This is a genomic window from Streptomyces sp. NPDC053432 (assembly GCF_055585365.1).
Genome location: NZ_JBVJKF010000012.1, coordinates 234764 through 247296, shown reverse-complemented (window position 1 = coordinate 247296; position 12533 = coordinate 234764). Strand labels below are relative to the sequence as shown.

The following is a 12533-nucleotide window of genomic DNA, read 5'->3' as shown; positions in this document are numbered from 1 at the left end:
AGTGCAGTCGCGAGGGTCTCCAGGTTTGTCGTCACAAACGAACCAACGAGACCCTCGCTTTATGCGCCCGAAGACTTCGGACTTACTCGTCTAGGGCCGGACATAGGCCGCCAACGGCCACTCCAGGCCCTCAATGTCGGCGCCTGCGGGCGGTCTTGGGTGGAAAACACCCCAAACAGCGGCCAGACCGAGGTGTACTCGGGTCAGACACCCGAGTGCACGAAAAGACCCATCGAAATGCCCCAATTGAGGCGATATGGGGATGGGTTTGCGGTGACGGCCTCGCCCTGTGGCGGATACAGCTCGGCCAGGCCGAGGTTCCTCCCTGCTGCCCCCTTCCCAGGCCCCTTTTCCCTCCTCTTTCCTCCCCATCGTCCCCCTCAGCCCCAGACGGGGGCCGGACGCCGTCGTCGAGAAGCGCGTAGCGATCTGGGGCGGCCTATGCCCGGCCCAAGACGACCGTGGACGCCGTCAAGGAGGAGCGCGTAGCGATCTGGGGCGAGATCAGCCCCGGACGGGGGCCAGACGCTGAGAAATGAGGAGCGCGTAGCGATCTGGTGCGCCCTTCCCGCCGGTCAGGCTCTTGTGGCCGAGGTGGGGAGGGGTGCCGGCCGTCTGCCCGGCCCGCAGGGCGAACAGGCGGCCCGAGGGGCGGCGCCCCCCTGGACCACCTCGCGCATCTCTGGCCGGGCCGCTTATGGGCTCTTCCGCCCGGCCCGTTCTTTTGGGGGTTTCCCGACAGTCCTTGTCTTTCCGTGGCGGGACGGCCTGTCAAGGGTCGCCGAAGGCGATCGCGCAGCGACGCGACGACGAAGGAGGAGCGCCCTTGACAGGGCGGCCCGACGCGGAAGGACTATGGGACTGACGGGAAACCCCCAACCCTTCCTCGCTCCCGACCGGCCGGGGCACCGCCGAACCCGCGCCCCCACCCCCGACCCACCCCTCCGGCGAGCCCCACGTCACCGCCGCCGCCCGGAGCTCGGCCCGAACGCATCAGCCCCCTCCGCCAGCGACACCCGCCGCGCGCCCACCCGCACCCGAGGGGGCGGGTGGGCAGCCGCTGACCCGGGGCGGTGGCTCGCGGGGGGGGGTGAAGTGCGGAGTGCGCGTGCGGGCGTACCGGCCCGGCCCGGCCCCGCGCCCGCGCCCGCGTGCGCTCGTACCCCCCCTACAGGTAGTCCTCCAGGCGGCCTATGCGGTAGCCCTGTTCCTGGATGCGCTGGAGCATGCGGGTCGTCATCTGGATCTCCGTCGAGCCCTTGAGCTCGGAGGGGCCGCGGAAGTGGGCCAGGATGATGTCGCCCGGTTTGAGGGCGGAGCCCTCGGCGTACTGGAAGTTGTTGATCTGCATCGAGACCTTCCACAGCACCATGGACGAGACTCCGCACTCCGAGGCGGCCCGGAGGGTGTCGTCGTTGTAGTTGCCGAAGGGCGGGCGGAAGAGCGGTGGGCGCTTGTCGAAGCGCTTCTCCAGGCGCTCCTGCTGGCCGCATATCTCGCGCTTCTGCGCCTCGTAGGAGAGGGTCCGCAGATTGGGGTGGGTCAGGGTGTGGTTGTTCACCGTGCTGCCGGAGCCGTTGTCGCGGAGCTTCTCGAAGTGGCCGTAGTCCGACGCCGCCACATTGTCCGTCAGGAACATGCTGATCGGCAGCTTGAGGTCGGCGGCCATCTTGAGGAACTCGGGGTCCTTCTCGGCGCCGTCGTCGAAGGTCAGGAAGACGGTCTTCTCGCCGGCCGGGACGGGTATTCGGTCTATGACCGGGACCTTCCCGGGCGCCGCCTTCGGTATCTGCGGCTTCTGGGCGGGCTTCGGCGCGTACTGGAGGGGCGCGGTCAGGCCCCACTTCTTGTACGCCTCGTCCGAGGTGCCGGTGCTGCCCGTGCTGCCGGTGGCGCCCGGGGACGAGGGGGCGGACGAGCCGGCGGCCGCCGTCTCCTTCGCCCCCGGCTTCTCCTCCGCCGTCTTGCGGCCGAGCCGCTCGATGGGGTCCACGCTGTCCCCGCACCCCGCAAGGGACAGCGCGAGCGCGCCGGCCGCCAGCGTCCCGGCTACGAACCGGCGCGCGTGCTTCACAGATAATCCTCCAGCCGTGCCACGGCATACCCCTTGTCCGTGACGGTCTTCATGACATGACGGATCATGTCAGGCATCGTGCCCTTCCAGTCCTCCTTGCCGCGGAAGTGCGTGAGGATGATGTCACCGGGGTGCAGATCGCGGTCCCACTCGCGGTAGTCCATGCGGTTCGTGAACGCCTCGGCGTTCCACAGCGGGACGGCCTTGATGCCGCAGGACTTCGCCGCCTTCAGCGTGTCCTGGTTGTAGTTGCCGTACGGCGGCCGGAAGAGGGTCGGGCGCTTGCCGAACTCCTTCTGGATGGTGTCCTGCTGACCGCAGATCTCCTCGCGCTGCTTCTCGTACGAGAGCGCCGGCATGTAGCGGTGGTTGAGCGTGTGGTTGTTCAGCGTGACGCCCGCCGCCTGCATCTGCTTGAAGTACGGGTAGTTGTCGCGCACGAGGTAGTCGCTGAGGAAGGCCGTGTACGGGATCTTCAGCTCCTGCATCATCTTCAGGAACTCGGGATCCTTCTCCGCGCCGTCGTCGATGGTCAGGAAGACGACCTTGTCCTCCGTCGGAACCGTGGTGAAGACCGGCGGCAGGTTCTCCTGGTCCTCCACCTCGAAGCCGTCGCGGGTGGTGATCTCGGGCTTCGTCTTCGGGGCCGCGGGGGCGGTGAGCGGCGTCTTGGCCAGGCGCCACTTCTTCGCCGCCACGACGCGCGCCTGCTGGGCCGCCTTCAACTGCTCCGCCTGCGAGACGACGGCGCCGGCCGCGCCCTCCGCGCCCTTGGCGGTCTTGGCCTTCTCGGCCTTCTCGGCCCCGCCGGAGCCGGTGGATCCGCATGCCGTCCCGAGGGCGGCGACGAGCAGGGCGGCCAGGGCCACCCCGAACCGGCCGTGCGGGATCGCCGCACGCCGGTGACCGTGTTGCGCCTTATCTTCTTTTTGTCCGACTAGCTGCATAGCTGCGCATACTGGCACCTGCGGAGCGGCCTCCCGGGAAGACACCGCGACGGGCCGACGACGTTCCTCCGAGCTTCCATCGAGTGGCCCACAGCCGGGCCCGTAGCGGCTCCCCGGACCCGCCGTCGCCGACAATGGGGGCGTGACCCCCGAAGACTTCGCCGCCCTCCTGACCCCCGAGGGCCGCGCCCTCCTCGACTCGCTCCGCGACTACGACCCCGCCCAGGAGCTGGCCGTGGCCACCCGGCTGCGCCGCGAGCACCCCGCCGGGCTGGTCTCCGCCGCGCTCGGGCAGGCCCGGCTGCGGCAGCGGGCGGTGGCGAAGTTCGGGGCGGAGGACGCCTTCCGCATGTACTTCACCTCCGGCGGCGGCGAGATGGCCACCCGCGCCTCCGTGGCCGCGTACCGCGCGCAGCGGCTGGCGGACCTCGGCGTCCGCAGCGTCGCCGACCTGTGCTGCGGGATCGGCGGGGACGCGCTCGCGCTCGCGCGGCTCGGCATCCGCGTGCTCGCCGTCGACCGCGACCCGCTGACCTGCGCCGTCGCGCGGGCCAACGCCGAGGCGCTGGGGCTGGCGGACCTGATCGAGGTCCGGGAGGCCGATGTGACGGAGGTGGACACGGCGGGCTTCGACGCCGTGTTCATCGATCCCGCCCGGCGCGGCGGCATGGGTTCAGGGGCCGCGCGAAGCGCGTCGATGAGGGGTGGTGGCCGGGGGACGGGTGGGCGGGTGTTCGACCCGGAGTCCTACTCGCCGCCGCTGTCGTGGGCCGTCGGGACCGCCAGGGGCGCCAAGTACGCCGCCATCAAGATCGCCCCCGGGATCCCGCACGAGGCCGTGCCCGAGGAGGCCGAGGCCGAGTGGATTTCCGACCAGGGGGACGTGAAGGAGGCCGTGCTCTGGTTCGGCACCGCGCCCGGCACGGTGCGCGCCACCCTGCTGCCCGGGCCGCGCGCGCTGCACACCGCCGATCCGCTGCCGGATCCGGAGGCGGGGCCGGTGGGCCGCTGGCTGTACGAGCCCGACGGCGCGGTGATCCGCGCGCACCTCGTCGCGGAGGTCGCCGAGCAGCTGGGCGGCCGGCTCATCGACCCGACCATCGCCTACGTGACCGCCGACGAGCTGCGGGCGACGCCGTACGCGACGGCGTACGAGATCACCGACGTACTGCCGTTCGGTCTGAAGAAGCTGAAGGCGCTGCTGCGCGAGCGCGGGGTGGGCGTCCTTACCGTGAAGAAGCGCGGCTCGGCGATCGAGCCGGAGGAGCTGCGCAAGAAGGTCAAGCCGCAGGGGCCGAACTCGGCGACCGTGTTCCTGACGCGGGTGGCGGGAGCCCCCTCGATGCTGATCGGCGCCCCGGCCGTACCGCCTGCCGTACCGCCTGCGGCGAAGCACGAGCACTGACCGGCCGGCCGCCGTGGGCCCGGGAACCCCCGGGGGGCGGACTGCCGCCGTGAGTCCGGGCCGGTCGCCGTGCGGGCGGGGGAAGCCGGCATCGGCCGGGCGCCGTGCGGGCCGGGGAGACCCGCGACGGCGTCGGCCGGCCCGGGTGGCTCGGGCCGGCCCCCCGAAGTGCGTTGCGTGAGCCGTCGGGGCGGTGTCGGAGGCTTGTCCTAGCCTCGGGCGGGAGACCCGTACGTCACCCGTCACCGGAAAGGCAGCCCCATGGCCCCGGCTCCGCAGAAGATCACCACGTTCCTGATGTTCGAGGGCAGGGCCGAGGAGGCCATGACCTTCTACGCCTCGCTGTTCGACGACGCCGAGGTCATCGACATCAGCCGCTACGACGCCGACGGGCCCGGCGAGGAGGGCACCGTGAAGGTCGCCACGTTCGCGCTCGCCGGGCAGCGGTTCATGTGCATCGACAGCCACGTCAAGCACGGCTTCGGCTTCACGCCGGCGATGTCGCTCTTCGTGGAGTGCGAGAGCGCGGCGGAGCTCGACCGGCTCTACGCGGCCCTCGCCGAGCAGGGCTCGGAGCTGATGCCGGTGGGGTCGTACGGCTTCAGCGCCCGCTTCGGCTGGGTCAACGACCGTTTCGGCGTCTCCTGGCAGCTGAACCTGGCGACCGCCTAAAGGGTGTTGCGAACGTCCTGTGCGGGGCCCGCGGTGTCCGGTGCGTGCTCTCGGCGTGCCGGGTGAAGGCCCTCGTACTGGGCGTGCTCGGGGCTTCGGCCGGTGCGGCGAGCCTGCGTCCCGGGCGCCCTGGGCGCCGTGCGGGACTCTCGCAACACCCCCTAGGGCCCCGGCCGGCGCCCCGGCCGGAAGGCGCGCAGTGCCCAGCGGTAGTGGACGACCGCCTTGGCGAGGCCCAGCAGGCCCGTGATCCACAGGATCTGTCCTGTGCCCATGCCGTACGCGATCTCGCCGTACGTCGTGCGGCCCGGGCGGGCCGAGCCGGCGGCGCCGAAGGCGATCCACAGCCCGACGGCGCCCAGCGCGAGCGAGGCCAACAGCCAGACCAGGCTCAGCCCGGGCGCCCGGAGCCGGGCGTCCGCGACCGGGTCCCGGTCCGACTCCACCCAGGCGTGGAGCAGTTGCCGCACCCTACGGTCCTGCCGGACGCCCCGGACGAGCCAGAACCCGGCCGGGATCAGCACGCCCACGCCCAGTACGGCGTAGATGAGGCCGTGGACGTACGAGAAGACCTCGTGCCGTTCCAGGGCCATCCAGGCGGTGCTGACGAAGGCCCAGCCGAGCACGAAGACGGCCGCGACGGCCCACAGCAGCAGCAGCCGCCCGATGCCCAGGCTGCGCCGGCTCAGGTCCTTCAGGAACCGTGCGCGGTCGGCCCGCAGCACGGCGTCGTCCAGCCAGGCGCGCAGGTGCGCGGGCGGCGGCAGGGGCGGCAGGGGGCTGCGGGGCATGGACATGACCATATCCGCCGCGTACCGGGACCCTACGGCGTGGTCTCGACCGACTCGAAGCGCCAGCGGTGGACCGCCCGCGTGATCAAGTCGGCCGCCGGCTCGGGCAGTTCGGGGAGCTCGGCCGAGACGCCCTCGGGCGTCTCCCACCAGGTGATGACGAGCACCCGGTCCTGCGGGGCCCGGAACACCTCGCGGCGCACCGGTTCCCGGGCGAGGACCTGGGCGCGCGCCCACTCCAGCAGCTCGTTGCCCCGGCCGCCGGTGGCCCGGGCCTCCCACATCAGGGCTACGGTGCTCACGAGTACAGATTGTCCTTGCTCAGCTCGTGCACGTGGTCGTGGTCGGGTCCATGACCGTGACCGTGACCGTGTGCGTGCCCTTGGCCGTGCGCGTGCCCCGCTCCCGGCACGTGCGGGTCCGTGACCGGCAGCGAGGAGTCTGCCGACAGGTCCCAGTCCGAGGCCGCCCGGTTCCGCTTGACCATCTCCGCGCCCAGCGCCGCCACCATCGCGCCGTTGTCCGTGCACAGCTTCGGGCGCGGCACGCGCAGGACGATCCCCGCGGCGTCGCACCGCTCCTGCGCGAGCGAACGCAGCCGGGAATTGGCCGCCACGCCGCCGCCGATCATCAGGTGGTCGACGCCCTCGTCCTTGCACGCCCGGATCGCCTTGCGCGTCAGCACGTCCACCACGGCCTCCTGGAAGGACGCCGCGACATCGCGCACCGGGACTTCCTCGCCCGCGTTCCGCTTCGCCTCGATCCAGCGGGCGACGGCCGTCTTCAGCCCGGAGAAGGAGAAGTCGTACGCCGCGTCGCGCGGCCCGGTCAGCCCGCGCGGGAAGTTGATCGCCTTGGGGTCGCCCTCCTTCGCGAGCCGGTCGATGACCGGGCCACCCGGGAAGCCGAGCTGCAGCACGCGCGCGATCTTGTCGAAGGCCTCGCCCGCGGCGTCGTCGATGGTCGCGCCGAGCGGCCGGACGTCGGAGGTGATGTCGGGGGCCAGCAGCAGGGAGGAGTGCCCGCCGGAGACCAGCAGCGCCATGGTCGGCTCCGGCAGCGGCCCGTGCTCCAGCTGGTCCACGCAGATGTGCGAGGCCAGGTGGTTCACCCCGTAGAGCGGCTTGCCCAGCGCGTACGCGTACGCCTTGGCCGCCGATACGCCCACCAGCAGCGCGCCGGCGAGGCCCGGGCCGGCCGTGACCGCGATGCCGTCGAGGTCGCGGGCGCTGACGCCGGCTTCCTTCAGGGCGCGTTCGATGGTGGGGACCATCGCCTCCAGGTGGGCGCGGGAGGCCACCTCGGGCACGACGCCGCCGAAGCGGGCGTGCTCGTCGACGCTCGACGCGATCGCGTCCGCGAGCAGGGTGGTGCCCCGGACGACGCCGACGCCGGTCTCGTCGCAGGACGTCTCGATACCGAGGACGAGCGGTTCGTCAGCCATTGCTCTCACTGCTCTCAGTTCGTGCTTGTGCGGGGTCGGTCAGTCGCATGACGACCGCGTCGATGTTGCCGGGCTGGTAGTAGCCGCGCCGGAAGCCGATCGGCTCGAAGCCGAAGCGCTCGTAGAGCTTCTGGGCACGGGTGTTGTCGACCCGTACCTCCAGCAGCACCTCGGCGCACTCGAAGGCGGTGGCGGCGCGCAGCAGCTCGGTGAGGAGCCGCGCGCCGAGGCCGGTCCCCCACTGGTCGCGGGCGACGGCGATGGTCTGTACGTCGGCCAGGTCACCGGAGGCGGCCAGTCCGGCGTATCCCACGAGCCGGCCGGTCGCGGGGTCCTCGGCGACGACGTAACGGCGCGTGGACCGCGGGCCGCGGGCGTGGGCGAGCTCGGACCAGAACATCCCGGCGGACCAGGCGTCGTCGGGGAACAGCTCGTGCTCCAGCTCCAGCACGGGCGCGATGTCCCACCAGCGCATCTCGCGCAGCGTGTGGGGGGCCGCCGGGGTCACTGGGGTCACGGGGGTCACTGAGGGGTGACCACCTTGTAGTTCTTCGGCACCTGGGCGTCGGGCCGGCGCAGGTAGAGCGGTGTCGGGGGCAGGAACTCCTGCCCGGCCGCCAGCCGTTCGGCCGCCAGGGAGGCCAGTGCGGCGGCCGACTGGTGCTCGGGTTCCCGCGCGCCGGTGAAGACGTCGGGGTACAGGAGCGCGCCCTGGCCCACCGAGGGCAGTCCGGCGACCTGGTCGGCGATGTCAGCGGGGCGGTCCACGGCGGGCTCGCCGACGCGCGTGCGCGGGTCCTCGTAGCGGGCCCAGTAGACCTCCTTGCGCCGTGCGTCGGTGGCGACGGCGAAGGGGCCTTCGATCCCGGCGGCCCCGGCCGCGTAGGCGAGGCCGTCGAGGGTGCACAGGCCGTGCACGGGCACGCCCAGCACGGCGGCGAAGGTGGAGGCGGTGACGAGGCCGACGCGCAGGCCCGTGTAGGGGCCCGGGCCGACGCCGACGACGATGCCGGTGACGGCTTCGAGCTTCACCCCTGCCTCGGCGAGGACCTTGTCCACGGAGGGCAGCAGCAGCTCCCCGTGTCGGCGGGCGTCGACCTGGTTCGACTCGGCGAGGACGGACTCGCCGTCGTGCAGGGCGACGGTGACGGCGGGCGTGGCGGTATCTACAGCGAGCAAGAGCACGCGAACAGCCTACGACTCCCGCGGCCCCGGCCCTTGCGGCCGGTCGAACGGCGGCCCGGCTGCTACCTTTCGACGCAGGTGTCGGTCCGGTGTTCGGCGCAGGTGGCCGGTCCGGGCGACGGGTCGGATCGGAGAGGTGGAGCAAGGTGGCACGCAGCAGCTCGGGAATCGTGGCCGGGCTCACCGCCGCGGCGATCGCCGCGGTCGGGTTCCTCGGCTACCAGGCCTCGGCGACGGCCCCCGCGCATCCCCCGAAGGCGGCCGGGGCGCAGCCTTCGCCCGCTCCGAGCCAGGCTCCCGCGAAGCAGGACCCTGCGAAGCCGGTGGCCGTTCCCGAGGGTTCCGGGACCGGTACGCGCGTCGTGTACTCGGTGGGCCAGAAGCGGGTGTGGCTGGTCGGACCGGTCGGGCAGGAGCCGAAGTCGTTCGCGGTGATGCCGAGCACCGTGCACCCGAAGGCGGGCACGTACACGGTCGGCTCGCGCTCGGGCACGGTGACGGGTTCGGACGGGGTGCCGATCGAGCACGTCGTGCGGTTCGCGACCACCGAGGGCGTGGCGGTCGGCTTCAGCGCCCGCGTGGACGGCGCGACGCCCGAGCCCGACCCGAACAAGAAGACCGGCGGCATCCGCATGGCGCGCGCCGACGGCGACGCGATGTGGGCCTTCGCGACGATCGGCGCGAAGGTCGTCGTCGTCCCGTAGCCGATCGCCCGCGGTTTCCCCCGCAGGTTCACCCGTACGTGTGACTCAGGCCGCTTCGGACTCCGTGGCGGCCCGTTCGCGTACGCCCTCCTGCGGCTCGTCCCCGTCCGGTGCGCCGGCCCGCGCGGACGGCGGCGTCGAGACGGCGGTGGCGGCCGCTCCCGCGGCGAGCAGCGCCCGCATGGACACGGCGGAGGCGGACGCGGAGGGGCGGGGGTCGCGGGGTGCTCCTGCTGGTGCCGGCATGGCTGCTGCCTCCTGGGCCCGGGGACGCCGAACTTAGGCATACCTAAGAAACGCTCGATACCATGTCATCACGAGCGCTGCCGTGAGCGCAATATCTTGCCGACGCGTTGTCGGGACGTCTGCCGGCGGACCGCCCCCGGGACGGTCCCCCTACTCCGAGAGGGCTCCGGCGAGCGCCTCGACCCCGGCACCGGCGGCCCAGCGCGCCCCGATCCCGCGCACGGACACCTCCCGTACGTCGTCCAGGACCTCCTCGTGGCCGACCGCGCGCGCGATCACCACGTGCAGCCGGTCGTCGGAGAGCTCCTCCACCTTGCCGTCGCCCCACTCCACGACGATCACGGACTCCGGCAGCGAGACGTCGAGGTCCAGGTCCTCCATCTCCTCCAGCCCGCCGCCCAGGCGGTACGCGTCCACGTGCACCAGCGCCGGGCCGCCGCTCAGCGAGGGGTGCACGCGGGCGATGACGAAGGTCGGCGAGGTCACGGCCCCGCGCACACCCAGGCCCTCGCCGAGCCCGCGCGTCAGGGTGGTCTTGCCCGCGCCCAGCTCGCCGGTCAGCAGGACGAGGTCACCGGGGCGCAGCAGCCCCGCGATCCTGCGGCCCAGGTCCTGCATGGCGTCCGGGGAGTCGACGGTGATCCGGGCCTGCGTGCCGGCACTCCCGGTGCCCTCGCAGTGCCCGGCCTCAGGTGCCGGTGCTGCCTGGCTGCGATGTGCTTCCAGCGGTACTTCTTCCATGCGGGCCAACGTTAGTCGCTACGGGGACCGTCACCGCGCCGGTGCGGGCCAGCAGCTCCATGAGCAGCAGGGTCACGGTCTCCGGGCGTTCGAGCATCATCAGGTGCCCGGTGGACTCCAGGAGCACCAGTTCGGCGCCGGGCAGGGCCTCCTTGATGGCCGTGCTGTGCCCGGGCGGGGTGATCATGTCCTTGTCCCCGGCCATGACGATGACGGGAAGGCCCTCGAAGTGCTGGAGCGCCCCGGACTTGTCGTGGGTCTGGAAGGCCGGGTAGAACTCGGCGACCACGTCGATCGGGGTGGCCTCGATCAGCCGCTCCGCGAAGCGCGCCACGGCCGGGTCCACGTCCTTGGAGCCGAACGAGTACATCTTGATCATGCCGGCGAACAGGTCCGCGGTGGCCCGGCGGCCCTTCTCCACCAGCTCGACCTGCGATCCGAGCGCCTTGAGCACCCCGGGCAGCAGCCGGCGTACGGCTCCCACGCCTACGGAGGGGAGCCCGTACGTCACCTCGCCGAGCCGGCCGCTGGAGGTGCCGACCAGGGCCACGCCGACGACCCGCTCCCGCACCAGCTCGGGGTACTGGTCGGCGAGGGCCATGATGGTCATTCCGCCCATCGAGTGACCCACCAGGATCAGCGGACCCTCGGGGGCGGTCGCGTCGATCACGGCCTTCAGGTCGCGCCCGAGCTGGTCTATGGTCAGCGGCTCGCCGTCCGCCTGTGCCAGGCCCCGGGCACTGCGGCCGTGGCTGCGCTGGTCCCAGTAGACGGCGCGGACCACCCCGCGCAGGGCGGCGCGCTGGAAGTGCCAGGAGTCCTGGGAGAGGCAGTAGCCGTGGCAGAACACGACGGTGGGCCGGGGCGCGGGCTTGCGCCGCAGCCGTGACCGGGCCGGCTTGGGGTCGCCCGGGAGCTCGTCGATCTCGTAGTGGAGCTCGGTGGCGTCCTCCGCCCGGCAGACCCCTTCCGTCCCGCGCAGGGACCCGTAGTCCCCGGCCGCGTCGAGCGCGAGGCGCGCCTTCATGCGCATGCCCCGCCCGACGGTGATCCGTTCGACCGCGACACCGGCTGCCGCGCCCGCGGCCATCACACCGATCGCGGCCCCGGCCCAGCCGGCCTTGCGCCAGTTCTCGCTCACGCCGCCGCCCTCACTCCGCTCAGCCGCCGAGGTACACCCGGGGCACCCGGCCACCGATACGGGTGACGATCTCATACGCGATCGTGTGTGCCGCCTGAGCCCAGTCCTCGGCGGTGGGTTCACCGCGCTCCGCGTCCCCGAAGATGACGGCTTCGTCGCCGACGCGGACGCGGTCGCCGTCTCCGTCCAAGTCGACCACGAACTGGTCCATGGCGACGCGCCCGGCGACCGTACGGACCTTGCCGCCGACCAGGACCGGACCGGCGCCGGACCCGTGCCGCGGGACGCCGTCGGCGTAGCCGGCCGGGATGAGCGCGAGGGAGGTCTCGTGCCCGGTGACGTAGTGGTGCCCGTAACTGACGCCGTGCCCGGCCGGGACGGTCTTGACGAGCGCGACGCGGGCCTTGAGGGTCATCGCGGGCCGCAGCCCGAGCTCGGCGGGCGTGCCGAGTTCGGGGGCCGGCGAGACCCCGTAGACGGCGAGGCCGCAGCGCACCAGGTCGAAATGGGACTCGGGGAGGGTGAGGGTGGCGGGCGAGTTGGCGATGTGCCGGACCTCGGGCTCGACGCCCTCCTTCTCGGCGTAGGCGAGCATGTCGCGGAACGCGGCGAGCTGGAGCGGGACCGAAGGGTGGCCGGGCTCGTCGGCGCACGCGAAGTGCGACCAGACGCCGGTGACGTTCACGGTGCCCTCGGCCTGGGCGGCGACGGCCGCGGTGACCAGCTCCTCCCAGTCGGCGGGCTGGCAGCCGTTGCGGCCGAGGCCGGTGTCGGCCTTGAGCTGGACGCGCGCGGTGCGGCCGGCGGCGCGGGCGGCCGCGCGGACCTCTTCCAGCGCCCACATGCCGCTCACGGAGACGTCGAGGCCGGCCTCCACGGCCTCCCGCCAGGGCCCGCCGGGGGTCCAGAGCCAGCACATGATCCGGCCCTCGACGCCGGCGGCGCGCAGGGCGAGCGCCTCGTCGGGGGTGGCGGTGCCGAGCCAGGTCGCACCGGCCTGCTGGGCGGCCTTTGCGCAGGCCAAGGCGCCGTGCCCGTAGGCATCCGCCTTGACCACGGCCATCACCTCGGCCCGGGGGGCCCGCTCGCGCAGTGCGCGCACGTTCCCCCGTACGGCGTCAAGATCGATCTCGGCGTACACGCGCGTGGCTGTCTCGTTCATCGCCCCCAGTCTCTCAGAACC

Annotated in this window: 14 protein-coding genes; 3 read left to right on the top strand and 11 right to left on the bottom strand. The window is 72.6% G+C overall.

What is annotated here, in order from left to right:
- Positions 1-1168: 1168 nt before the first annotated feature.
- Together ACZ6Y1_RS21775 and ACZ6Y1_RS21770 are read right to left on the bottom strand one after the other, a co-directional pair.
- Positions 1169-2074, bottom strand: coding sequence for a polysaccharide deacetylase family protein (locus ACZ6Y1_RS21775; RefSeq protein ID WP_469632034.1), 906 nt, complete (start codon positions 2072-2074; stop codon positions 1169-1171).
- On the bottom strand, positions 2071-3021 hold the full coding sequence (locus tag ACZ6Y1_RS21770; RefSeq protein ID WP_469632031.1) for a polysaccharide deacetylase family protein: 951 nt from the start codon (positions 3019-3021) through the stop codon (positions 2071-2073). The genes ACZ6Y1_RS21775 and ACZ6Y1_RS21770 overlap by 4 nt, the downstream gene beginning before the upstream one ends.
- Before the next feature lie 142 nt (positions 3022-3163).
- Between ACZ6Y1_RS21770 and ACZ6Y1_RS21765 the strand changes: the two genes are divergently transcribed.
- The gene (locus ACZ6Y1_RS21765) at positions 3164-4426 is read left to right on the top strand and encodes a class I SAM-dependent methyltransferase (protein WP_469632028.1); all 1263 of its coding nucleotides are present in this window, start codon (positions 3164-3166) and stop codon (positions 4424-4426) included.
- A 261-nt stretch (positions 4427-4687) separates the two neighbouring features.
- Positions 4688-5098, top strand: coding sequence for a VOC family protein (locus tag ACZ6Y1_RS21760; protein WP_469632024.1), 411 nt, complete (start codon positions 4688-4690; stop codon positions 5096-5098).
- Between the two features lie 161 nt (positions 5099-5259).
- Here ACZ6Y1_RS21760 and ACZ6Y1_RS21755 read toward each other — a convergent pair whose 3' ends face one another.
- The 5 genes from ACZ6Y1_RS21755 to tsaB are packed head-to-tail and all read right to left on the bottom strand — an operon-like array spanning position 5260 to position 8518.
- Positions 5260-5889, bottom strand: coding sequence for a hypothetical protein (locus ACZ6Y1_RS21755; protein WP_469632021.1), 630 nt, complete (start codon positions 5887-5889; stop codon positions 5260-5262).
- 32 nt (positions 5890-5921) lie between these two features.
- Positions 5922-6191, bottom strand: coding sequence for a hypothetical protein (locus tag ACZ6Y1_RS21750; protein WP_469632018.1), 270 nt, complete (start codon positions 6189-6191; stop codon positions 5922-5924).
- On the bottom strand, positions 6188-7333 hold the full coding sequence (tsaD, locus tag ACZ6Y1_RS21745; protein ID WP_469632015.1) for a tRNA (adenosine(37)-N6)-threonylcarbamoyltransferase complex transferase subunit TsaD: 1146 nt from the start codon (positions 7331-7333) through the stop codon (positions 6188-6190). The genes ACZ6Y1_RS21750 and tsaD overlap by 4 nt, the downstream gene beginning before the upstream one ends.
- Positions 7326-7808 carry a ribosomal protein S18-alanine N-acetyltransferase gene (gene rimI / locus ACZ6Y1_RS21740; protein WP_469632060.1) on the bottom strand — a complete coding sequence of 161 codons (483 nt, stop codon included), beginning with the start codon at positions 7806-7808 and terminating at the stop codon, positions 7326-7328. The genes tsaD and rimI overlap by 8 nt, the downstream gene beginning before the upstream one ends.
- 47 nt (positions 7809-7855) lie before the next feature.
- Entirely contained in the window at positions 7856-8518 is a 663-nt protein-coding gene (gene tsaB / locus ACZ6Y1_RS21735) for a tRNA (adenosine(37)-N6)-threonylcarbamoyltransferase complex dimerization subunit type 1 TsaB (protein WP_469632012.1), read from the bottom strand.
- A gap of 146 nt (positions 8519-8664) precedes the next feature.
- Between tsaB and ACZ6Y1_RS21730 the strand changes: the two genes are divergently transcribed.
- On the top strand, positions 8665-9222 hold the full coding sequence (locus tag ACZ6Y1_RS21730; protein ID WP_469632010.1) for a hypothetical protein: 558 nt from the start codon (positions 8665-8667) through the stop codon (positions 9220-9222).
- Between the two features lie 45 nt (positions 9223-9267).
- Here ACZ6Y1_RS21730 and ACZ6Y1_RS21725 read toward each other — a convergent pair whose 3' ends face one another.
- From ACZ6Y1_RS21725 to alr, 4 genes are all read right to left on the bottom strand, one after another.
- Positions 9268-9468: a hypothetical protein gene (locus ACZ6Y1_RS21725; protein WP_469632007.1), complete on the bottom strand. Its 201-nt coding sequence runs from the start codon at positions 9466-9468 to the stop codon at positions 9268-9270.
- Between the two features lie 150 nt (positions 9469-9618).
- On the bottom strand, positions 9619-10086 hold the full coding sequence (gene tsaE / locus ACZ6Y1_RS21720; protein WP_469632058.1) for a tRNA (adenosine(37)-N6)-threonylcarbamoyltransferase complex ATPase subunit type 1 TsaE: 468 nt from the start codon (positions 10084-10086) through the stop codon (positions 9619-9621).
- 70 nt (positions 10087-10156) lie between these two features.
- On the bottom strand, positions 10157-11425 hold the full coding sequence (locus ACZ6Y1_RS21715; protein WP_469632005.1) for an alpha/beta fold hydrolase: 1269 nt from the start codon (positions 11423-11425) through the stop codon (positions 10157-10159).
- Entirely contained in the window at positions 11370-12512 is a 1143-nt protein-coding gene (alr, locus tag ACZ6Y1_RS21710) for an alanine racemase (protein WP_469632002.1), read from the bottom strand. Before alr ends, ACZ6Y1_RS21715 begins: the two co-directional genes overlap by 56 nt.
- Between the last annotated feature and the right edge of the window lie 21 nt (positions 12513-12533).